The following is a 20,472-nucleotide window of genomic DNA, read 5'->3' as shown; positions in this document are numbered from 1 at the left end:
AGCGATAGATCAGTACGGCCCGACGGTGAAGGTGGCCCCACTGCTGACGATCGACGCGCCCGCCGCGCTGCCGGCGCTGGTCGACCCGTTCGCCACCACGGTCAGGGTGTAAGCGCCTTCGAAGATCTCCGAGCCCGGAAGCGACGCGCTGGTAACCGGGTTGAGACGGCTGTCGGCGAGGTTGAGGGTGCAGATCAGCTCGGCGTCGCTGATCACCGACGCGTTCTTACATTCGGCGACGCCCCGGTTGGCTGCCGCGTCATAGGTCCCGTTGACGAGGAAGACATGCGCATTGGCGGTCGTCGGGCTGCCGTGGTCGAAACTGAGTTGTGAGAATCCGGCGCCCAGAACGTCGACGGTGACGAGGCTGCCGGCGGCGGCGAGGGTGGGGCTGATCGTTATGCCGTTGGTGTAGCTGAACGGGATCGACGGATCGTCGTCGATACCGTTGTTGTCCGGATCCAGACTGCTCACCGTGCCACCCGGCGTGTTGACGGTCAGTGCCAGCCCGGTGTCCGCGGCCCGCGCTCCCGTGGTCGCCGTGAAGCTCGAGCCGTTCGCCGCAACCTTGATGTTGGTGAGGGCTGTCCCGCCGATCGCCGCGGTTATCGGTGTGGCGAGAGCGGTGAAGCCGGTGCCGTTGACCGTGATCGTCTGGCCACCCGCCGCAGGGCTGCTCGCCGGCAGAATCCCGGTGATCGTCGGGCGGAGGACCACCGTGTACTGCGAGGTGGCGAGCAGAGTGCTGGCCGTCGCGGACTCGCTGTCGTAGACGCAGACGTTCCATTTGGCGGTCTTCTGACCACCGGCCAAAACCAGACCGTTCGGGTTGACGTCCGGCTCCGGATACGGCTCGGTGGGAACGTTGAATGCGATCTTCGTGCCGGAGATCCGCTTCACCTCCTCCGGGTCGACGGTGAGCACACCGCCGGTCGGGGTGGTACCGCTGACAGCGATCTCCTGAACGGCTCTCGCGGTGGTGGCACAGGTGGAAGTGGCCGAAGCCATGTATTGGAATTGAACCGTCGGGAGAACACCCGCAACAAACGTCGCGGGGCCGTTGGAAATCGCGGGAACGGTGCCGATGACGGTGCCGCCGGCGCCACTGGCGCCGCCCGCCCGGCTCAATGTCATCGTTGCAGCGGCCGCACTCGCCGGGGCCGCGGCGACCGCCAGCACCAGGGTCGATATGGCAGCGACAGCAAGGCTGGAACGGATGCTGGGGCGAAACGAACGCTGCGACGTGATCATCGGGATGGCTCCTCTGGATTGGCGTCCGGAGAGAGCGTAACGACGTGACGGACGCCCGACTCGCAGAAGAGAAATCGGGGCAGGCGATTTCCCCGAAAGCCGAAACAAGGGGAAGGTGCTGGTTCCCATGTTAACGATGGGAAGCCGATGACTCGTGACACGTCGGCACAGCCCATAGACCCTCGAGGAATCGTGTGATGCCTGCAGACATGGAGCATGAACCGCACCCGATCAACAACACGACAAGGGCGCGCCACCGACGGCGGATCGTCGCGGGAACCGCTGGGGCGGCTCTGGCCCTGGGCGGAGCGAGCTATCTCATCACCGACTCGTTGGTGCACGGGTCGGACACCGCTCTGGAACCGGAGACCACCACCGCCTCAGCCGGCTCGCCGGCCGGCCCCTCCGCCGGTGTCCTTACGTCAGCACCCCCGACGGCCTTCGCCGAACGGTCCGCCACCAGCACTGCCTCCACCCCGAACGCCACTCAGGGGGCCGAAGCTGGTACCAGTCGAAGAGAAGAGCCTCGTACACGCACCAAAAGCGACCGCGATGACGCCGCTGCGGAGCCTGCCCGGGAGGAGCGGCCGGTGGAGACCCTGACGGAGAAGATCGGCGCGGCCAGCGTGAGCATCATGAAGGCGGATTACGACCTGACCGGGAAGGGATTCGTCCGCTGGGCCGCCGACCAGGGGAATCCCGTGGAGGGCTCGCGGTGCACGAACCGCTTCCGGTTCGCCGGTTCCAAGTCGACGCAGGTCAAACCCAACATGATGTTGTGCTGGCGGGTCTCCGCCGACCGTAGCGTCGCCGCGGTCACCTTCGGCGCCAAGGACAGCCAGACCACAGCAGCGGAGACCGCACAGGTCGTGGCCCGGCATTGGGCTGAGACGCGTTGACGCAGAAACGGAACGAGCCCGGCTCCGTCAAGGAGTCGGGCTCATTCCGTACTGGAGGTTCGTCACTCCTAGTGCATCACTCGTTCAGAGCGGCGAAGATCGTGCTCGGTGTGATGGGGCTGGTCCAGGTGCCGTTGACGATCCGGACGGGGCAAGCGCCACCGTAGACGCCGGTACCGAGGCCGCTGACGCCTGTCACGTTGGGCGTGATCGCGGTGATCTGCGTACCCGCCGTGTTGATGGCAGTGGCCGGGAAGGTCGCGTTGACACCGCAGACCGTCACATTGATCGTGGTTCCGTAGTCGGCGTTCGTCTTGCTGAAGCCGGTGCCGGTGATGACGAGAGTGGTGCCGCCACTGGACTTGCCGGACTCCGGCGAGATGCTCGTGATGACTTCACCGGTGGCGACCTCGACGCCGGTGGCCGCCTTCGCGAACGTCTTGCTCACACCGTTCTGGGTGAGCGTGATGGTGTCGTTCGTCGGATCCATGCCGGTCGTGCTCTTGAAGGTCACATAGTTTCCGACCTGGGCCGTTGCCACCGCGTCCGTGGTGTTGGTGGCGGTCATCTGCGTGTCGGCGTTGAGGCCGCCGGCAGTCGAACCGGCGTAGACCTTGACGTCGGTGGCGTCCTTCCCGCCCAGTGCGACCTTGAGTCCGGCCGCAGTGCGCGGGTCGAAGGTGAATCCGGCCGCCGCCTTGACCCGGACCGTCTGCCCGCCGGTGCTCCAGAACCGCTGGTTCTGCTGGGCAGTCGCGAGACCGGAACTGTTCTCCGCGATGACCGGCTTGTTGGCGACCGCTTCGATGTCGGGCGGGTTGACGAAGGTGATGGCGCTGGCCTTCGTCAGCGAATCACTGCCGAAGTTGATCGTCACACTTTCCGCGCCGTTGGCCGGGCAACCGATGGACGGCGTGGTCGTGGGCGTCTTCACGGTCAGGGTCGTCGAACTGGTGACGACATAACTCGTCAGTCCGATACAGGTGGAACCGAGGTCGACGGAGGTGACTGTCTCCTCCGACAGGGTCGGTGCCCCGGTGCCGGAAACGGTCAGAAGGACCACCTGCTTGGGCGTCCCCGCAGCGAGCTTTCCGCTGGCCGGCGACGTGACGGCGATCGTTCCGGACAGCGGAGCGGCATGGGCGGGTGGGGCCCAGAGATTCACGAGAGAGGCCGCCAGGACTGTCGCACTGGCAGCGGCAGCGACACGAGAACGCCGCCGGGGTCGAACTGATGACATTTAGCAGTGTCCTCTCGGAGCTGCACGGCAGGGGATTTCCGTGCCGCACTTGTCATTTTTGGCCAGCCTCAAACTAACACCACCAAATCATGGCATCACTTAAATCGTGAACTATCAATAATCTGACCTATTCCATCTCCTGACATCGATTCTTCGACCGATCTCGCGGCACCTTGGACGACCGTGCACGCTGACATCCATGTGTCAGCTGGACGACATTCTCGACCCATAATCCGATTTCCCAACAAAAGTCCGACTCGCCGGGGGAGTATAAGAGGAAGGTCCTAGCAACTCAGGCACACAAACACACACTCGGGGTCCAGGAAGATGAGCAGTTCCAATTCGAAGGGAAGCACCTCTGCAACTCCGCCCTCCGCGCGGAAGAAAGCACGAAGGTCGACTGTCCGGACAGCCCTGGGAGTCACCGGCCTAGCGGCGATCCTGGGCGTCGGCGCGTACATCACCACGGCGAATGTCAACCAAACCTCCGGCACCGCAGGCGATGAAGGAGCTTTGGTCATCGCGCCGACGGAGTACTCAGGATTGCAACCCCCCACCCAGGTAGCCGCACAGGCACTGGAGCCTGACAGCGCTCCGACCACACAAACGCCACGACCCAAAGAAGAAGTGGACAAGGAAATCGCAGACACCCGGGCCTCGGCCGCCGCCGATGGGCACCCGTTGACCCGGCCAGTGGAGGCCAGACCGGGCGCGATCCAGGGTGAAATCGATGACCGGGTGGAACAGATCGAGAACGGCACCGTTCGTATCACCACTGCTCGGTTCGACCTCACCGGACATCCTCCGGCCCTGGTGGCCGGCGACCGAGGCAAAGCCGTCGGAGGTGGCGTCCGCTGCACCGACACCGTGCGGTTCGCACAGGGTCAGCCGGCGATCAAGCGGCCCACCGTACTGCTCTGCTGGCGTTTCTCAAAAACCCGGAGCCTCGTGACGATGATGGCGACGCCAAAATCGGAACCCACCCTCAGCCAGAGCATGGAGATATTCCGACGCGAATGGAAAAAGCTGAGCTGAAACACCTTTCAGCCGCGGAGTCCCCGTCCTGGGCACTTTGCGGCTGCCGCATTTCGGCCACCTACCTGGTTGCATTATTCTCAATTCGATACGTCCTTTCTCAGGACTTGCAAGCATGCATGGAGAGCCGCTCAACAGATTCCCCAGAAGGGACGAAATGATGAGAACAGAAGGAAAGTCGGCAAATCGAGCCACAAGTCGCAGCGGAACCGGAGGCCGAATCTTCCGTCACTTCGCGCCAGCAATGGCCGCGGCAACACTTGTCACCCTAGGGTCCTTTGTTATTGCCGAAAGTCAAGCCACACCAGAATTGCGATTGAGCGCCGAAAACTCCAGTGCCCATCCAGAGAGCGCGGGGGAACCGACCAGCCCGGTATCCGAAGCCGCCGCCCGGGAGATCATTGCTCAGATCAAGGTCGACTCCGCACGGACCAGCGTGCCAGTCAAACGGGCCTTAGCCGATCCGGCGGCCTTCGACGTAGACCCCGCTGGGGTGTGGTCTCGGACGTCACGTCACGGCGCCGAGACACTCAACGTCACCTCGGCACGCCAGGACCTGACCGGATATCAGGAGCTCGCTTCCGCGGTGGGCGGCTATCGGTCGGGAAATGCCCAGTGCACCCAGTCGTTCCGGTTCAGTCAGAACGCTCCGGCCAAACAGATCCCCACGTTACTCATGTGCTGGCGCATCAGCGCAGGAAGAAGCGTCTACACCGTCGCCGCGAACCCGGACGGCAGGCCGTCGTTGGCCCGAAGTCTCGCCACGATTGACCGAGAGTGGGCCACGCTGACCTGACCATGAGCCGGTATCGGCATTGGGGTTGCAACAACGGCCCGGAACCTTGGTTCCGGGCCGTTGTGCTTCCTACAGCTATGTTGTGCTATTCCCGGTCAATCAGTAGGCCGCAACCGTGAAAGCGGAGCCACTGGCGATCTGCGAGAAGTCCGTCAGGGCTGCGTCAACGGAGGAGGCGTCCCTGATGACAGCAACCTGGTAAGAACCGGGGCTGACATCCGCGGCTTGGTCAAGATCACCCGCGGTGGCGCCGAAGGTGTTGCCGAGATCGAGCCGGCAGAGCAACTCGGTGTCGCTGACTACCACGACTGCACCGGTGCAGGCCGTGATCGGGTCGGTCGTACCGAATGGGCCACCGGTGTCCGTGCTGGCGAACCAGCCGTTCGTCACCAGGAAGACGCGGCCGAAGGCGGTGTTGTAATCAGCGTCGCTCCCGAAGGAGATGTTCGAGAAGCCCGCACCATTGACATAGATCATGGGCGTGCTGGTGTTGCCGGGCTTGGCCGTGTTCGGCGACACCGAGATACCGAAGTTGTACGTGTACGGGGTGTTGGCCGTCGTCGCGGTACCCGCCATCGTGGTCACACTGACCGCCGCGGCTCCGGCGGCACGCGGCTGCGTGATGCCTGTCAGCTTCGTGGAGCTGATGACCCGGACATCCTTCAGCGGAGTACCGCCGATGGCTGCACTGACTTGCGATTCCGGCGCCGTCGGGAATCCGGTGCCGGTGATGGAGACGAGCTGGCCGCCCTGCGACGGTCCCGAGGTGACGTCGATCGGGGTGGACGCGTCAACCGTGACCGCCGTCGCAACCGAGTAGACCAGGGGCTGCGTCGCCAAAGTGCCGGTGTCCTCTGTGTTGTCACCGTAGATGCAGAGGTTGTAAGCCGTCGCGGGATCGCTTCCCACGATGTTCACCTCAGCCGGTACCAGAACCGAGATCCGGTTGTTCGTCACCTTCGTGACCGTGGCGGAGTCGAAGTTTCCAGCCGGAGTCGTGTCGTAGACATTCGGGCACGGATCAACCGTGAAGATGGCCCCCAGCGCGGTGTGCGCGTTGGTGAGGAAGTTGTTCGGTGACGACACGACCACGGTATTGCCATTGGTGTCAGGACCGACGTTCGGGCTCACCATGGCCCCGGGAACGTTACTGAAAGCCGTGGTGCCCACGAGAGGGCTCGTTCCCACCGTGTTACCCGCGAAGACGCAGACGTTGTAGCTGTTTCCCATGACCAGCCCCGCGGGGATGGTGACCGTCGCGATCGTGTTGGCGGCGTTCTTGGTAGTCGTCGCAGTGATCGCGCCGCCTGTGCCGTAGGTGGTGGGGCAGGAGGTCCCGGAGGCGACAAAAGTCGCGGCGGCGGTCGTCCCCAGGGACAACCAAGCCGTCGTACCCGTGGCCGTGACGGAGGTCACGTTCGGTCCACTCGTGTTGGGCGCCGCCACCGCCGCGGCCGGGGTGATCACAAGATCCTGGTTGTCGGCGGCGTGCCCTTCGAGGGCACTGTTCGCGGCGTTTCCAGCGTATAGACAGGCGCGGTAAGAGCCCGGCGGCGTCGTCGCCGGGATCGTGAATGTGGCGCTGTTGTCGTTGCCGGACACCTTCGCCGCGGTTACCGCGATGTTCGGGCCGCTGCTCACCGCAGTGCCGTAGGCGGCGGGGCAACTTACCGTGTTGTCCGAGCCAGTGACCAGCCGGCCGAAGACGGTTGCCACACCCGTCGTGAGACCGGTGACGGTGCCGGTGAAGGTACCGCCCGCGCCCACGACCATCGGTGTACCCGAGACCGAGGTGAAGGCCAGGTCTGAGGCGAAGGCAGGGTTAGCCGTGCCTGCGACGACGGCTGCTGCCGTCGCCGCCACGGCGACACCGGAACGTACTAGCCGGATGCCGGTTCGTGATTGGGACTTACGCATGCGAGGTCCTCCTACGGGCCTTCGTTGGCCACGTCGCTGGATTTGTCGGGCCCTGGCGTCCGGGCGAACCGTCGCGGGCCATCTCGCGGGAAGCGTAACTATTCGGGACGGTTCGTCAGGGTAGAGTCAGAAACATACTCATATGTCAGACTTCAGCAGCCTCGCCGACTAGGCTGCAGGCCCGGATGGGCCGCCACGACACCGCTCAACACCCAGCGACAAAGCAGGAATTGCATCAGGTTTGGCTTGCCTAAATCGACGAAAGTAAGCCTTGCCTAAACATTCCTGTTTTCTGAGAAATTCGCGCGGAAATGGTGTAGGCGAAAGAAATAATGGTTATGTTCGGCAGGGATATCTGCGACCTGGCCGAAGGAGATCTGTCGTGACTCAGATGATGAACATGCCTCGAGTGCAGACCTGCACCGTCACCGACTGTGGCTACAACCACGACGGCTGCACCGCGTTCGCGATCACTATCAGTGAGATGAACTCCGCCTGCGACACGTTCGCCGGCGCGGGACTCTCCGGTGGAATGGGTATCGCCACCGCTCAGGTGGGCGCCTGCAAGCGGGCCGACTGTACGTACAACAACAACCTGGAGTGTCAGGCTCCGGCCATTACCGTGGGCGCCTCGGCCGACAAGGCGGACTGCCTCACCTACCAGCAATCCTGACCACATTCGACCCGGAAAGCCCGCACCCCGAGCCGGGGCGCGGGCTTTCTTCTTGACACCCGCCGCCATCCACGCTAGGTTCGTCTCAGATCGAGTAGGACTCAACTTGAGAAATACTCAGAGCGAGAAGGACGGCACCATGGATGAGGCGAGTTTCCTGGCGGGATATGACCCGCGGGACTACCCGGCGGTCGCGGTGACCGTCGACGTGGTGGCGCTGACCATCCGGGACGGGCGGCTCTGTGTGCTTCTGGTCGAGCGGGCCGCTCCGCCCTTCGCCGGGCGGCGGGCCCTCCCCGGTGGGTTCACCAGGGAGGAGACGCTCGACGCGGCGGCCGTTCGGGAGCTGGCCGAGGAGACCGGGCTGACCCCGGGCGAGGGTGACCTCGACCGGGTCCACCTGGAGCAGCTCAAGACGTATGGCAACCCGGGCCGCGACCCCCGCATGCGGGTCGTCTCGGTGGCCTACCTGGCGTTCGCGCCGAGCCTGCCCGAGCCGACCGCCGGCAGTGACGCCGCCCGCGCCTACTGGGTGCCCGTCGAGGAGGCCGTCGACCTGGCCTTCGACCACGACCAGGTGCTGGCCGACGGTCTGGAGCGGGCCCGGTCGAAGCTGGAGTACACGCCGCTGGCGACCGCGTTCACCGACCCCGAGTTCACCATCGGCGAGCTCCGGCAGGTGTATGCGGCGGTGTGGGGCGAGGAGCTGCACGCCGGCAACTTCCACCGGAAGGTGCTGTCGGTTCCCGGGTTCGTGGAGAGCACCGGGGAGACCACGACCAAGGGCGGCGAGCGGGGCGGGCCGAAGGCGAAGCTGTACCGGGCCGGCGACGCCCGACTGCTGCACCCGGCGCTGCTCCGCCCGACCAGGGAGGACCGGGTGCGATGAGCGGATTCCGGGCGGCGACGACCGCCACCATGGACCGGGCCGACCCCGGGGCGGAGCTGACGTTCGAGGAGGCGGTGGCACGGATCATCGCCGCCCGGAGCTTCCAGGATCTGACCGACGTCGAAATCGGCGCAGGTCGGGCGTACCGCAAATGGGCTAAATTGATCCACCCGGACGCGGTGAGTGCGCATCGGCGCGCAACCGCGACGGACGCCTTCGCGAAGCTCTCGGCCCTCTATAAGCAAAAAGACGAATGGAGAACCGAGCCCTGGGGCAGCGGCGACATCGCCGACCTGTTCACCGAAGGCGACCGTCTGATCAAGATCCCGCGCTCCCCCGCGGACAACGATCTGATGGAGACCGAGGCGGCCGCGTTGCGCAGGCTGTGGGCCGACGGCGACCCGAGATTCCGTCCCTATGCGCCGCGCCTGATCGAGACCTTCGTCCACGAGGACGACCAGCGCCGACGCCGTCTGGTCAACGTGCTGGAACGGCAGCGCGGGATGGGCAGTCTGGCCGAGATCAAAGGCGATCTGGGGGTACGGGAGGCGGCCTGGATCTGGCGCCGGCTACTGATCGCGCTCGGCTGGGCGCACCGGGCCGGCGTGATCCACGGGGCGGTCCTCCCCGAGCACGTGCTGATCCATCCGAGAAGGCGTGGACTGGTTCTGGTCGACTGGTGCTATGCGGGACATCGACCAGCGGCGATAGTGAAGGCGAGGGAGGACCACTATCCGCCGGAGGTGCGCCACGACCGGACCGCTGGACCCGCCACCGACATCTACATGGCGACGGTGCTGATGACGCGGCTGATGGGCTCGCGGATGCCCGTCCAGCTGCGGCGATTCGCCGCCGGCTGCACCTATGACGCGCCGCGGATGCGGCCGCAGGACGCCTGGGCCCTGTTGGGCGAACTCGACGACATCATCCCCCCGCAGTACCGGAACTGAGGAGCACATCATGGGAAGCGGACACTGGTCCACCGATGTCTACACGGCGGCCGCCGGCTACCGGGCCGCGTCCGGCAAGAGCGCGTTCGACTACAGCGACTCGGGTGCCCGGACCGTCCACCCGGACCTGGACCCGGACGGTGTGTTCATGCGGGAGAGCCGGGACAGCGAGGAGCACCCGTTCAGCACACCGATCGCGGTGCTGTTCGACGTGACGGGTTCGATGGGCACCGTGCCACGGGTGCTGCAGACGAAACTGCCGCAGCTGCTGGGCCTGCTGACCCGGAAGAACTACGCGGTCGACCCGCAGATCATGTTCGGCGCGATCGGTGACGCCACCTGTGACCGGGCACCGCTGCAGATCGGGCAGTTCGAGTCGGACAACCGGATGGACGAGGATCTGGCCCGGTTCGTCCTGGAGGGCGGTGGCGGCGGTCAGAAGCACGAGTCGTACGAGCTGGCCCTCTACTTCATGGCCCGGCACACGATCCTCGACTCGATGGTCAACCGGGGACGGAAGGGCTACCTGTTCATCATCGGCGACGAGATGCCGTACCCGCGGGTGAAGCCGCGCGAGGTGAAGGCGATCATCGGCGACGACCTGTCGGAGCCGATCTCGACCGAGGACATCCTGACCGAGCTCAAGCGCAAGTACGAGGTCTACTACATCCTGCCGACGGCGGCCCACCACAGCGGCGACAAGGAGGTGCTGTCGCGCTGGCGCAAGCTGCTCGGCCAGAACGTCCTGGAACTCGACGACCTGGACGCGGTGTGCGAGACGATCGCGCTGACCGTCGGCCTCGGCGAGGACGCGATCGACCTGGACGAGGGCATCGCCGACCTGACCGATGTGGGTTCGCGGGCCGGCGGCTCGGTGGGGCGGGCGCTGGCGCCGCTGCAGCGGACCACGGTGGTGCGGTCGACGTTCGAGATCGCCGGGGGCCCGGGCGGAAACCAGCGGTTGTGAACGGGCACGTCGCGGTCGTCGACCTCGGGTACGGCGACGCCGGCAAAGGCACGGTGGTCGACTTCCTCTGCTCGGTGAGCAGGCCCAGGGCGGTGCTGCGGTTCAACGGGGGCGCGCAGGCCGCACACAACGTGACCACCGAGGCCGGGCGGCACCACACGTTCGCCCAGTTCGGGTCGGGCACGCTGCGGGACGTGCCGACCCACCTGACCCGGTTCATGGTGGTCGACCCGCTCGCCCTGGCCGGCGAGGCGGCCGCGCTCGGCAATCCGTTCCACCTGCTCACGGTGGATGGGAACGCTCTGCTCGCCACTCCGTGGCATCGCGCCGCGAACCGACGGCGGGAGACCCGGCGAGGTGCGGACCGGCACGGTTCCTGTGGCATGGGCGTGGGCGAGACGATGGCGTACGCCGAAACGCATCCCGATGCTCCCCGGGTGGGTGACGTGCTCTCACCGCCGCGGCTGCGGCAACGGCTGGCGGCGGTGCGGGCATCCCTGGGCGACTGCGGCATCCCGGTCGACGACGTGGTGGACGCGTTCACCGAGTTCGGCGAGGCGGTCCGGATCGTCGGATCGTCGTACACCGAGGAGCTGCTCGCCTCGGGGCCGTGCGTGTTCGAGGGCGCCCAGGGTGTGCTGCTGGACGAGTGGCGGGGCTGGCACCCGCACACCACGTGGTCGACGACCACGTTCGACAACGTGTCGGCCCTCTGCGCCGATTTCACCAGGCTCGGCGTGGTGCGCACCTACACCATCAGGCACGGCGCCGGCCCGTTCGTGACCGAGGATCCGTCGCTGTACCTGCCGGAACGCCACAACGGACGGGATCCGTGGCAGGGCGCCTTCCGGACCGGCCACTTCGACGCGGTCGCCCATCGGTACGCGGTGGAGGTGGCCGGCGGTGTCGACGCCCTGGCGATCACCCACCTGGACGTGCCGGGGCGCTGCCCCGACCTGGGAATCGTCGACGCCTACCGCACCGGTGACGAGATCTGGGACCGGATCGTGCCCGGCCCGCACCGCGACCTCGGGTATCAGGAGGCACTCGGCGCCCGCCTGGCCGCGACCCGCCCCGATCGCACGACACGGCCGGACGATTGGTGTGACGCGATCTCGTCTCGACTGGGTGCTCCGGTGCTACTGGAGTCCTACGGGCCGCTCTCCTCGGACAAGAAGCTCCGCGACTGACTCAGGCAGACCAGGCCCGGACGATGTCGTCGGGACCCCAGATCAGGTCCACCGCCCCGGAGGGCAGGTCGGTTCCCGAGCGGCTGACGACCACCAGACCGCTGGTGCCGGGCTCGAATCCGGGAATCATCGGCGCGTGACGACGTAGGTCATCGAGATGGTGCCGGTCGAACGGGCCGTCCTGCCACTTGATGGAACCCGCGAACGCGATGCGGGAGGCGATCGGGGCGCGGTCGGCTCCGACCAAATCGATCTCAGGGTTTGCCTGGCGGTTCCACCAGCCGCCGACTTCCCATGTGTCGGTCCACCCCAGTTCCCCGGCACCGGCGGCGAGGGCGAGCGCGTCCCGGATGATCGGCTCCACGGCATGACCGCGCCACGTGGACCAGCGTGCTTCGAGCACGGCTCGGGCGGCTGCGATGCGGTCGCGGAGGATCAGTTGGTGCACATCCCGGAGGATGGCCAGGTAGAGGCGCAGGTTGCTGTCGGCGATCCGGTACTGAGCCAGTTTGCTGGGTTTGGTGGACAGCGGTTTGTCGACGGCCAGAATCTTCTTCTCGTCGACGAGCCGGTGAAGTAGCGGGGACAGAGTGCCGGAACTGACCGGCCCACCGCGGTCGCCAGCGGCCGCGGCGATGTTGCTGAAGGTCCGGCCGCCCAGCCCACCGACTGCTTCGAGAACGCGTCGAGCCGTATCCGGAGCGGGGAACTCCGACGCCAGGGACTGCTCGGGGACGGTGAACAATGCCGAAGTCTTGCTGGTGATCTCCGTACTCAGGAAATCGGTGGGTGGGGATCCTGGAGACCACTCCAGACAGATACCGGGCAACCCACCGGTTATCAGGTGGGCGTCGATGGCGTCGGCCCCACTCAGCTCGGTCACCGCAGCGGTTTCGGCGAGGTTGAAAGGCCCGAGGACCATGTTGGCGGCCCGGCCGTAGAACGGCCGGTCGTACTCGGTGAACCGCTGCATCATGTGCAGGTCACTGCCGAGCAGCAGCAGGAGCACGGGCTTGCTCGAAAGGAGCCGGTCCCAGACGACCTGCAGATGCCCGTCGAAGGTCGGGTCCTGCTCGGAGAGCCACGGAAGTTCGTCGAGCACCACGATGCTCGGTGTGTCAGGGAGTACACCGGCGAGGAGTCGCAGCATGTCTCCCCAGCCGCCCGATGGCGGCTGAGAAGGAAGCAGGTCACGACCGGCGGGGGTGAGCAGCGACGAGTCACGCAGGGCGCCGAGGAACTGGCCGACCGCCTCAGTACTCGATGCGCCTTTGACCGCGGTGTAGAAGCAGTAGGGCAGCCCCGCCCGGTCGCACAATTCCTGAACCAGTCGTGACTTCCCGACCTGCCGCCGTCCCCGGACAGCGACGGAACGGCCCCCGCCCGTACGTCGTATGCGGTCAAGGTCCTTGGTGAGCATGTCGAGCTCGGCGCGCCGCCCCACGAACATCCGAGCTCCCGAAGCTAGATTCAATCTTACTTCGAAGCAATCTACCAAGGCCCGGTCCCGTGGATGCGATCGTCGCTCGCGCCCACGGGACCGGGGTCCGTGATCGGATCCGGATCAGGTGCGGGTCAGCAGGAAGACCGGGATGAGCCGGTCGGTCTTCTTCGTGTACTCGTTGTACTGCGGGAAGGCGGCCGCGGCCCGCTCCCACCACACCTCCCGTTCCGCACCGGACAGCTCCCGGGCGGTGTAGTCCTGTTTGACTTCACCGTCCTGGAGCTCGACGAGCGGGTTCTTGCGCAGGTTGTAGACCCACACCGGATTCTTCGGCGCCCCACCGAGCGAGCCGACGACCGCATACTCCCCGTCGTGCTCGACCCGCATCAATGGGGTCTTGCGCAGCAGGCCGCTCTTCGCACCGACCGAGGTCAATACGATGATCGGCTTGCCCATGATGTCGTTGGCCTCGGCACCGCCGGTGGCCTCGTACTTCTCTGCCTGATCGCGCGCCCAGTCGGAGGGACTGGGGGCATATTCACCCGTCAACGGCATGATTCCGATCCTACGCACCCGAACCGCACCCCACCGGACCCTGAAACGCACTTCACTACCCGCACCTTTATCGCCAGGGCCGGCCACGGATGGGTAGGCCCACCGACCGAAGGGTGCTACCAGATGCGGAAGACGGCGCGGCGGAACGTTCTTGCCGGCGGAATCGCGGCGGTCACCGCCGCTGCACTGGGCGCGTTCGCGCTGCCCGCCGGGAGCCAGGCGTTCAGCCCGGTCTCCTACGGACTGGCCCTCCCGGCGACCGTCTCCGCGACCCAGCCGGTCCGGATCGTGACGACCTCGAAGGACGCCACCGGGCGACCGGTCTTCGCGGTCCACGAGGCCTCCGACCGGGTGACCGCCGAGCGGATCATCTCGTCCGCCCGGAAGACCGCCGGCACGATCAGCGTCGAGATCGACCGCCCGGTGCACGCCCTCGACATCCCGGACGACAACGACACCTACCGCGCCGACCAGTGGGACCTCGAGAAGATCAACGTGCCGTCCGCCTGGGAGGAGAGCACCGGCTCCGAGGTGGTCGTCGCGGTGATCGACACCGGCGTCGACGGTGCACACCCCGACCTGGCCGGCAACGTCCTGACCGGATACGACGCGATCGACGACACCGAGGGCGGCGACTCGGACGGCAACGGGCACGGCACCCACGTGGCGGGCACCGTCGCCGCGGTCGCCGGCAACGACGCGGGCATCGCCGGCATCGCCCCGGACGCCAAGATCCTGCCGATCAAGGTGCTCGACGCGAACGGCAGCGGCTACACCTCGGACACCGCCGAGGGCATCGTCTGGGCCGTCGACAACGGCGCCCAGGTGATCAACCTGTCGCTGGGCTCGGACACCGCCACCGACGCCGAGGAGACCGCGGTCGCCTACGCGATCGAGAACGGCGTCACCGTCGTCGCGGCGGCCGGCAACGAGCGTGAGGAGGGCAGCCCGACCAGCTATCCGGCCGCCTACGACGGGGTCATCGCGGTCGCCGCCACCGACGCCGACGACGAGATCGCCGAATACTCCAACCGCGGCGACTACGTGGACGTGGCCGCGCCCGGTAGCGGCATCATCAGCACCTACCCGGGTGACCTGACCGACGACGGCAGCGAGTACGCCGAGCTCAACGGCACCTCGATGGCGTCGCCGCACGTGGCCGCGGTGGCCGCCCTGCTCAAGGCGGTCAACCCGGACCTCACCCCGGACGACGTCCAGAACGCCCTGGAGCGTTCGGCCGTCGACCTCGGCGTGGCCGGCTTCGACTCCGACTTCGGGCACGGTCGGATCGACGCGGCGGCGGCGCTGCAGGAGGCGGCCGGCGGTGGCGACGGTGGCGGCGACGACGAGCGGGTCACGCCGGAGCTGTCCGCTGACGAGGGCGGGCTGGTCTCCTACGGGACCGGCACCGAGACCACGTTCCAGGTGAGCGCCGACGGTGAGTCGTTGGCCGGTCTGGAGGCGGAGGCCTGCGTGTCGGTCGCCGGCGGCCGCTGGGACTGCGACACCGTCGAGTCCGACGAGGACGGCGTCTACTTCATCGAGCACACCGCGACCGGTGCCTTCACGGTACGGGTGACGGTCGCCGAGACGGACACCGTCGCTTCGGTGTCGGAGATCGTCGAGTACACGGTCCGGGCCACCGTCGCGGCGAAGAAGTCGGGCAAGGGCACGCTGACCGTGAAGGCGGCCGGCGCCCCCAGCCAGAAGATGGTGCTCCAGCGCAAGGCCGGCAGCTCGTGGAAGAACGTCAAGACCTACCCGGTCAAGGCCGGCACCAAGATCTCCGGCCTGGCCACCGGCAGCTACCGGGTCGTGGTGGCCGGCACCGCGGCGGTCCAGGGCGTGACCAGCGGCACGGTCAAGCTCTGACCTTCCGATACACGGCGGTCACCCGGGTGGGGTTTACTCGTACCTCATGAGCATCATCTCCCCGGGTTTCGGCGGGCGGCGGCGAGAGCCGTCGCCCGCTCTGCCGCCCGGTCAGTACCTCGCGCACGACTTCCCGGTCCTCTCCGCCGGCCCCACCCCGCGGATCCCGCAGGAGCGCTGGAAGTTCACGATCGTCACCGAGATCGGTGAGAAGCACACGTGGGACTGGGCGGAGTTCACCGCCCTGCCGGCCGAGGAGATCACGGTCGACATCCACTGCGTCACCAAGTGGTCCAAGCTCGGCACCTCCTGGAAGGGCGTCTCCCTGGACACCCTCTTCGAGGACGTGGAGACCGCGGGCGACTTCGTGATGGCGCACAGCTACGGCGGCTACACCACGAACGTCCCGCTTGAGGATCTGCTCGACGGCAAGGCCTGGATCGCCTACGAGTACGACGGCGAGCCCCTGCATCCCGAGCACGGCGGCCCGGCCCGGCTGCTCATCCCCCACCTGTACTTCTGGAAGTCGGCGAAGTGGGTGGACGGGCTCCGGATGATGCACGAGGACGAACCGGGGTTCTGGGAGGACGCCGGTTACCACATGTATGGGGACCCGTGGCGCGAGCAGCGGTATCACGGCGACTGACCTGGCGGGTGGCCACGGTCCGGTCGGCGCGGTGGGAGACGGGTTCGGCCCGCACTCTGGAGCTCGACATTCCGGACTGGCCGGGTCACCTGCCGGGTCAGCACATCGACATCCGCCTGACCGCCGAGGACGGCTATCAGGCTCAGCGCAGCTACTCGATCGCGTCGGCCGGTCCGGGTCCGGTGGAGATCAGCGTGCAGCGCCTCGAGGACGGTGAGGTTTCGCCGTACCTGACCGACGTCGTCGAGGCCGGTGACCAGATCGAGCTGCGCGGGCCGATCGGCGGCTGGTTCGTGTGGCGTTCCGAGTCGACGGCTCCGGTGACGCTCGTGGCGGGCGGGTCCGGGATAGTGCCTCTGATGGCGATGGTCCGGGCCCGCGGTCTGGCTGCGGGCCGTCAGCCGTTCCGATTGATCTATTCGGTACGGACTCCGAGCGACGTTCTCTACGCCGACGAACTACGCCGTCGCGCCCTGTCGGACCAGGGCCTCGACGTGCAGTTCGTCTACACGCGGGCGGTCCCCGACGGGTGGCCGGCTCCCCCGGCCCGGATCTCGGTGGCCACCCTGAACACGCACGGCTGGCCACCCGACTTCGAACCGGACTGTTTCGTCTGCGGCCCGACCTCGTTCGTCGAGACGGCCGCCGACATCCTGGTGGCGCTGGGCCACGACCCGAAACGGATCCGCACCGAACGGTTCGGCGGCGCGTGACCCGCGGCTGGTCGCTGGAGCCGTCCGACGCCCTCGAGACAGCTCTGACGGCCAGCCGGGGTCAGGAGAGCTCCAGCAGGAGGGCCTGTTCGGGGGTCAGGAGTGGGGCCGGCAGGCCCAGCTCGGTCAGGACCCGGCCGGGGAGCGTGATCGAACCGGCGGCCAGCCAGGGCGGTGGGGCGTCCTGCATCGTGCGGGGCGGGACACCGATCGGGCGGACCGTGTAGGAGCGATCCGGGTCGAGGCCGGGGAAACGGATCGGCGGCGGCAGGGCGGCGGCCGGGGTGCCCAGGGCGACCAGGGCGTAGACCGCGTGACTCCGGTCCTGGGCGACCACCCCGTGCAGCAGGTGCGCCGGGTCGGGCGAATCGGCGCGGACCACCCGGCCCGAGTGCAGCAGCGGGCGCAGGCGCTTGTGTTCGGCGATCCACGCGGCGATGTCGGCCTTCTCGGCGGGCGACGCCTCGGTCAGGTTCCATTCGATGCCGGCGCTGCCGAACAGGGCCGTGGCCAGCCGGAACCCGAGCGCCGAGGTCCGGCCGGTGACGTGCGCGACCCCGTCGCCGAGATGACCGCCGAGATACTCCGGCGGGATCAGGATCCCGGTCCAGCGCTGGATCGACTGCCGGTCCAGCGGATCGTTCGTGTCGGACGTCCAGAACCTGTCGACGAGCGGCAGGATGCCCAGGTCGATCCGGGCCCCGCCGGAGGCGCAGCTCTCGATCTCGACGTGCGGGAACGCCGTCTTCAGTGCGGCCAGCAGCCGGTAGAGGGCGCGGGTCTGCCGGTCGGCGGCGCCGGGGGTGAGCAGGTCCCGGTTGTGGTCCCACTTGAGGAACGCGATCGGGTACTCGGTGAGCAGCGCGGTCAGGCGTTCCAGCAGGTGGTCGTAGGCCTTGGTGAGGTCGAGAACACGCTGCCACCGCCAGGTGGGGCCGCTGCCTCCGCCTAGGATCCAGTCGGGGTGTTCCCGGGCCAGGCGGGAGCCGGGGCTGATCATCTCCGGTTCGACCCACAGGCCGAACTCCATGCCGCGCTCGTGCACGCGGGAGATCAGCGGGTGCAGTCCGTCCGGCCACACGGTGTCGTCGACGAACCAGTCACCGAGGGCGCGCTTGTCGTCGCGGCGACCGGTGAACCAGCCGTCGTCCAGGACGAACCGTTCGACACCGACCTCGGCGGCCGCGTCGGCCAGGTCGGTCAGGACGGCCAGGTCATGGTCGAAGTAGACGGCTTCCCAGGTGTTCAGGACGACCGGGCGCGGCCTCTTCAGCGCGGAGGTCGCGCGGATCCACGGATGCAGGCGGTCGGAGAGGCCGTCCAGACCCGCGTCGGAGAAGACCGCGACCAGCCACGGCGTCTCGTAGGACTCGCCCGGTGCGAGACGGACCTCGCCCGGGGCGAGCAGAACGCCCGCGCCGAGGACGCTGTAGCCGAGGGCCGAGCGTTCGGCCCAGACCCGCTTGTCGCCGCTCCACGCCAGGTGGACGGCCCACACCCGGCCGGTCCGGAAACCGAAACCGGGCTCGCCGGCCACCATCAGGAACGGGTCGTCGTGGCCGGGACGGCCGTGCCGGCTCTCCCGACTCCAGATCCCGTGCCGGAGCGGGGCACGCTGCGGGCTGCGCTCGTGCGACCAGAGGCCGGTGAAGTCGAGCAGCTCGGACGCCTCGGCCGGGATCGGCAGCAGCACGTCCAGGTTCGGCAGGACGAACTCGTCGTCGCCACGGTTCGTCAGCCGGTGCCGCACCCGGAGAACGCCCGACGATGACAACTCCAGCCGGGTGGAGACCTCTCGCGTGGCATCGGGGCTCGACGACCGTATCTCGGCGGTGTTGTCCGAACAGTGCGCTTCGGAAAGCCGGAAGTGACCGCTCTCCATTGCGGGCCGCCCGGTCCATCCCTCGAAGAGGGAGGGCAGAAGCGACAGCCGCAGCGGTACGTCGATCGAGCTCGGTGGCACCGCCGGTGCCAGATCGCCCGCGGCCGGGTCGAAATCTCCCAGGTCCGGCCCCCAATGGAGGACCGACGCGGCGGTGCCGCGGGTGTCGAGCACGAGGCTGACACCCGCGGCGCGCAGGTGGAACACGGTCACTCGGCGACCGGGATGGACTGGGCCTTCAGGTCCGCGATGGTCTTGGTCTGGGTGGTCTTGAGCGCGTCGAGCAGCGTGCCGGTGCCGGAGACGACGCCCTTGAAGCCGTCCGAGGCGGTGGCGTAGGTGCTGGTCATGGTCGGTCCCCAGACGAAGTCGGGCGACACCTGGGTGGAGGCCGTCGCGAAGACATCGTAGATCTTCTGGCCGCCGTAGAACTCGACTCCCTCGGACAGCGCCGGGAGCTTCGCGCCGGCCTTGGTCGCCGGGTAGAGCTGCGCCTCCTTGTTGAGCGCGGTCAGCGCCTCCTCCGAGGTGTTCAGCCAGAGGGCGAACTTCGCGGCCTCGTACGGGTGCTTCGAGCCCTTGAAGACCGCGGTCGACGAGCCGCCCCAGTTACCGGCGACGGTGCCACCGGCGGTCCACTGCGGCATCGGGGCGACCGCCCACTTGCCGGAGGTGTCCGGCGCGCCGGACTTGATGGAGTTGGCGCCCCACACCGCGGAGACCCAGGTCCACGCCTGACCGGTGTTGTAGGCGTTGTCCCACTCGGTGGTCCACGGCGGGACGGCCGAGACGAGCTTCTTGCTGATCAGGTCCTGCCAGTAGTTCGCCACCTTGGTGGTGTTCTCGTCCTGCAGGTTCACGGTCCACTTGGTGCCGTCGTTGCTGAACCAGCGGCCACCCGCCTGCCACGACAGGCCCGCGAACTGGCTGATGTCGCTCTGCGAGAAGTTGGTGATGTAGCCGCCCGCGGCCTTCACCTTCTCGGCCGCGGCCGCGTACTCCTCCCAGGTCGTGGGGACCGGGATGTTGTTCTTCTCGAACAGGTCCTTGCGGTAGAACAGGCCCATGGGGCCGGTGTCCTGCGGGATGCCGTAGACCGCGTTCTGCTCACCGAAGGAGACCTGACCCCAGGTCCAGTCGACGAACTGGTCCTTGGCCGCGGTGACCTCGGCGCAGTCGGCGAGGTTGGTCAGGCCGTCCTGGACCCGGAAGCTCGGCAGCGCGTCGTACTCGATGTGGCCGAGGTCGGGGGCGTTGCCGGCCTTGAGCTGGTTGAAGAAGTTGGCGTAGGTTCCGCCGTTGCCGTTCGGGCCGGTCTGGACCTTGACCTGGATGTTCGGGTTCTTGTCGTTCCACAGCTTCACCACGTTCTCGATCCCGGGGATCCAGGTGGTGTAGGTCAGGGTGACCGGGCCGGACGACGGAGCACAGCCGGCGGCTGCCTGCTCGCTGCTTTCGGTGGAGTCGCCGCCCGAGGAACAGGCGCCGAGTGCCAGAGCGGAAACCAACACGAGGCCGAGTGCTGCTCGCATGATGATCCTTTTCTTTGGGAG

18 protein-coding genes are annotated in these 20,472 nt (G+C 67.3%); 11 read left to right on the top strand and 7 right to left on the bottom strand.

Translation table 11 applies throughout. The features are described 5' to 3' along the window. Nucleotides 1-9: 9 nt before the first annotated feature. Nucleotides 10-1,380 (bottom strand): IPT/TIG domain-containing protein, encoded by a 1,371-nt coding sequence (locus Q0Z83_RS52250; RefSeq protein WP_317791025.1) that lies wholly within the window; start codon nucleotides 1,378-1,380, stop codon nucleotides 10-12. Between the two features lie 68 nt (nucleotides 1,381-1,448). Between Q0Z83_RS52250 and Q0Z83_RS52245 the strand changes: the two genes are divergently transcribed. Continuing rightward, nucleotides 1,449-2,150, top strand: coding sequence for a hypothetical protein (locus Q0Z83_RS52245; RefSeq protein ID WP_317791024.1), 702 nt, complete (start codon nucleotides 1,449-1,451; stop codon nucleotides 2,148-2,150). 76 nt (nucleotides 2,151-2,226) lie between these two features. On the opposite strand, the gene Q0Z83_RS52240 is transcribed toward Q0Z83_RS52245, so the two are convergent. Beyond that, entirely contained in the window at nucleotides 2,227-3,315 is a 1,089-nt protein-coding gene (locus Q0Z83_RS52240; RefSeq protein ID WP_317791023.1) for an IPT/TIG domain-containing protein, read from the bottom strand. Between the two features lie 402 nt (nucleotides 3,316-3,717). Between Q0Z83_RS52240 and Q0Z83_RS52235 the strand changes: the two genes are divergently transcribed. Further along, the gene (locus Q0Z83_RS52235; protein ID WP_317791022.1) at nucleotides 3,718-4,425 is read left to right on the top strand and encodes a hypothetical protein; all 708 of its coding nucleotides are present in this window, start codon (nucleotides 3,718-3,720) and stop codon (nucleotides 4,423-4,425) included. A 316-nt stretch (nucleotides 4,426-4,741) separates the two neighbouring features. After that, on the top strand, nucleotides 4,742-5,221 hold the full coding sequence (locus Q0Z83_RS52230; RefSeq protein WP_317791021.1) for a hypothetical protein: 480 nt from the start codon (nucleotides 4,742-4,744) through the stop codon (nucleotides 5,219-5,221). Between the two features lie 99 nt (nucleotides 5,222-5,320). On the opposite strand, the gene Q0Z83_RS52225 is transcribed toward Q0Z83_RS52230, so the two are convergent. Then, nucleotides 5,321-7,138 (bottom strand): IPT/TIG domain-containing protein, encoded by a 1,818-nt coding sequence (locus Q0Z83_RS52225; RefSeq protein ID WP_317791020.1) that lies wholly within the window; start codon nucleotides 7,136-7,138, stop codon nucleotides 5,321-5,323. Nucleotides 7,139-7,520: 382 nt separating this feature from the next. On the opposite strand from Q0Z83_RS52225, the gene Q0Z83_RS52220 reads away from it, so the two are divergent. From Q0Z83_RS52220 to Q0Z83_RS52200, 5 genes are all read left to right on the top strand, one after another. Further along, a complete protein-coding gene (locus tag Q0Z83_RS52220; RefSeq protein ID WP_317791019.1) occupies nucleotides 7,521-7,811 on the top strand; it encodes a DUF1540 domain-containing protein in 291 nt (96 codons plus the stop codon). 139 nt (nucleotides 7,812-7,950) lie between these two features. Beyond that, entirely contained in the window at nucleotides 7,951-8,700 is a 750-nt protein-coding gene (locus Q0Z83_RS52215) for an NUDIX hydrolase (protein ID WP_317791018.1), read from the top strand. Next, nucleotides 8,697-9,650 carry a molecular chaperone DnaJ gene (locus Q0Z83_RS52210; RefSeq protein WP_317791017.1) on the top strand — a complete coding sequence of 318 codons (954 nt, stop codon included), beginning with the start codon at nucleotides 8,697-8,699 and terminating at the stop codon, nucleotides 9,648-9,650. The genes Q0Z83_RS52215 and Q0Z83_RS52210 overlap by 4 nt, the downstream gene beginning before the upstream one ends. 10 nt (nucleotides 9,651-9,660) lie before the next feature. Beyond that, nucleotides 9,661-10,617, top strand: coding sequence for a hypothetical protein (locus Q0Z83_RS52205; RefSeq protein WP_317791016.1), 957 nt, complete (start codon nucleotides 9,661-9,663; stop codon nucleotides 10,615-10,617). Continuing rightward, nucleotides 10,614-11,807, top strand: a complete 1,194-nt coding sequence (locus Q0Z83_RS52200) for an adenylosuccinate synthetase (RefSeq protein ID WP_317791015.1) — start codon at nucleotides 10,614-10,616, stop codon at nucleotides 11,805-11,807. The genes Q0Z83_RS52205 and Q0Z83_RS52200 overlap by 4 nt, the downstream gene beginning before the upstream one ends. A 1-nt stretch (nucleotide 11,808) precedes the next feature. Here Q0Z83_RS52200 and Q0Z83_RS52195 read toward each other — a convergent pair whose 3' ends face one another. Continuing rightward, the gene (locus Q0Z83_RS52195; RefSeq protein WP_317791014.1) at nucleotides 11,809-13,257 is read right to left on the bottom strand and encodes an ATP-binding protein; all 1,449 of its coding nucleotides are present in this window, start codon (nucleotides 13,255-13,257) and stop codon (nucleotides 11,809-11,811) included. Nucleotides 13,258-13,371: 114 nt separating this feature from the next. Then, nucleotides 13,372-13,806 carry a nitroreductase family deazaflavin-dependent oxidoreductase gene (locus Q0Z83_RS52190; RefSeq protein WP_317791013.1) on the bottom strand — a complete coding sequence of 145 codons (435 nt, stop codon included), beginning with the start codon at nucleotides 13,804-13,806 and terminating at the stop codon, nucleotides 13,372-13,374. A 123-nt stretch (nucleotides 13,807-13,929) separates the two neighbouring features. Between Q0Z83_RS52190 and Q0Z83_RS52185 the strand changes: the two genes are divergently transcribed. The 3 genes from Q0Z83_RS52185 to Q0Z83_RS52175 are packed head-to-tail and all read left to right on the top strand — an operon-like array spanning nucleotide 13,930 to nucleotide 17,037. Further along, nucleotides 13,930-15,678, top strand: a complete 1,749-nt coding sequence (locus Q0Z83_RS52185) for a S8 family peptidase (RefSeq protein WP_317791012.1) — start codon at nucleotides 13,930-13,932, stop codon at nucleotides 15,676-15,678. A gap of 46 nt (nucleotides 15,679-15,724) precedes the next feature. Continuing rightward, nucleotides 15,725-16,324: a sulfite oxidase-like oxidoreductase gene (locus Q0Z83_RS52180; protein WP_317791011.1), complete on the top strand. Its 600-nt coding sequence runs from the start codon at nucleotides 15,725-15,727 to the stop codon at nucleotides 16,322-16,324. Further along, nucleotides 16,294-17,037 carry a ferredoxin reductase gene (locus Q0Z83_RS52175; protein WP_317791010.1) on the top strand — a complete coding sequence of 248 codons (744 nt, stop codon included), beginning with the start codon at nucleotides 16,294-16,296 and terminating at the stop codon, nucleotides 17,035-17,037. Before Q0Z83_RS52180 ends, Q0Z83_RS52175 begins: the two co-directional genes overlap by 31 nt. A 61-nt stretch (nucleotides 17,038-17,098) precedes the next feature. Here the strand turns inward: Q0Z83_RS52175 and Q0Z83_RS52170 are convergent, their stop codons facing one another. Beyond that, the gene (locus tag Q0Z83_RS52170; RefSeq protein WP_317791009.1) at nucleotides 17,099-19,132 is read right to left on the bottom strand and encodes an alpha-galactosidase; all 2,034 of its coding nucleotides are present in this window, start codon (nucleotides 19,130-19,132) and stop codon (nucleotides 17,099-17,101) included. Continuing rightward, nucleotides 19,129-20,451: an ABC transporter substrate-binding protein gene (locus tag Q0Z83_RS52165; RefSeq protein WP_317791008.1), complete on the bottom strand. Its 1,323-nt coding sequence runs from the start codon at nucleotides 20,449-20,451 to the stop codon at nucleotides 19,129-19,131. Before Q0Z83_RS52165 ends, Q0Z83_RS52170 begins: the two co-directional genes overlap by 4 nt. Between the last annotated feature and the right edge of the window lie 21 nt (nucleotides 20,452-20,472).

The organism is Actinoplanes sichuanensis (assembly GCF_033097365.1).
GTDB classification, from domain to species: Bacteria; Actinomycetota; Actinomycetes; order Mycobacteriales; family Micromonosporaceae; genus Actinoplanes; species Actinoplanes sichuanensis.
This window is presented reverse-complemented; position numbering and strand designations above follow the sequence as displayed.

Coding starts and splice junctions, on each gene's coding strand:
- Q0Z83_RS52180 (WP_317791011.1), top strand. CDS start 15,725: ATGAGCATCATCTCCCCGGGTTTCGGCGGGCGGCGGCGAGAGCCGTCG.
- Q0Z83_RS52245 (WP_317791024.1), top strand. CDS start 1,449: ATGCCTGCAGACATGGAGCATGAACCGCACCCGATCAACAACACGACA.
- Q0Z83_RS52225 (WP_317791020.1), bottom strand. CDS start 7,138: ATGCGTAAGTCCCAATCACGAACCGGCATCCGGCTAGTACGTTCCGGT.
- Q0Z83_RS52185 (WP_317791012.1), top strand. CDS start 13,930: ATGCGGAAGACGGCGCGGCGGAACGTTCTTGCCGGCGGAATCGCGGCG.
- Q0Z83_RS52205 (WP_317791016.1), top strand. CDS start 9,661: ATGGGAAGCGGACACTGGTCCACCGATGTCTACACGGCGGCCGCCGGC.
- Q0Z83_RS52190 (WP_317791013.1), bottom strand. CDS start 13,806: ATGCCGTTGACGGGTGAATATGCCCCCAGTCCCTCCGACTGGGCGCGC.
- Q0Z83_RS52210 (WP_317791017.1), top strand. CDS start 8,697: ATGAGCGGATTCCGGGCGGCGACGACCGCCACCATGGACCGGGCCGAC.
- Q0Z83_RS52195 (WP_317791014.1), bottom strand. CDS start 13,257: ATGTTCGTGGGGCGGCGCGCCGAGCTCGACATGCTCACCAAGGACCTT.
- Q0Z83_RS52215 (WP_317791018.1), top strand. CDS start 7,951: ATGGATGAGGCGAGTTTCCTGGCGGGATATGACCCGCGGGACTACCCG.
- Q0Z83_RS52235 (WP_317791022.1), top strand. CDS start 3,718: ATGAGCAGTTCCAATTCGAAGGGAAGCACCTCTGCAACTCCGCCCTCC.
- Q0Z83_RS52165 (WP_317791008.1), bottom strand. CDS start 20,451: ATGCGAGCAGCACTCGGCCTCGTGTTGGTTTCCGCTCTGGCACTCGGC.
- Q0Z83_RS52250 (WP_317791025.1), bottom strand. CDS start 1,380: ATGGGAACCAGCACCTTCCCCTTGTTTCGGCTTTCGGGGAAATCGCCT.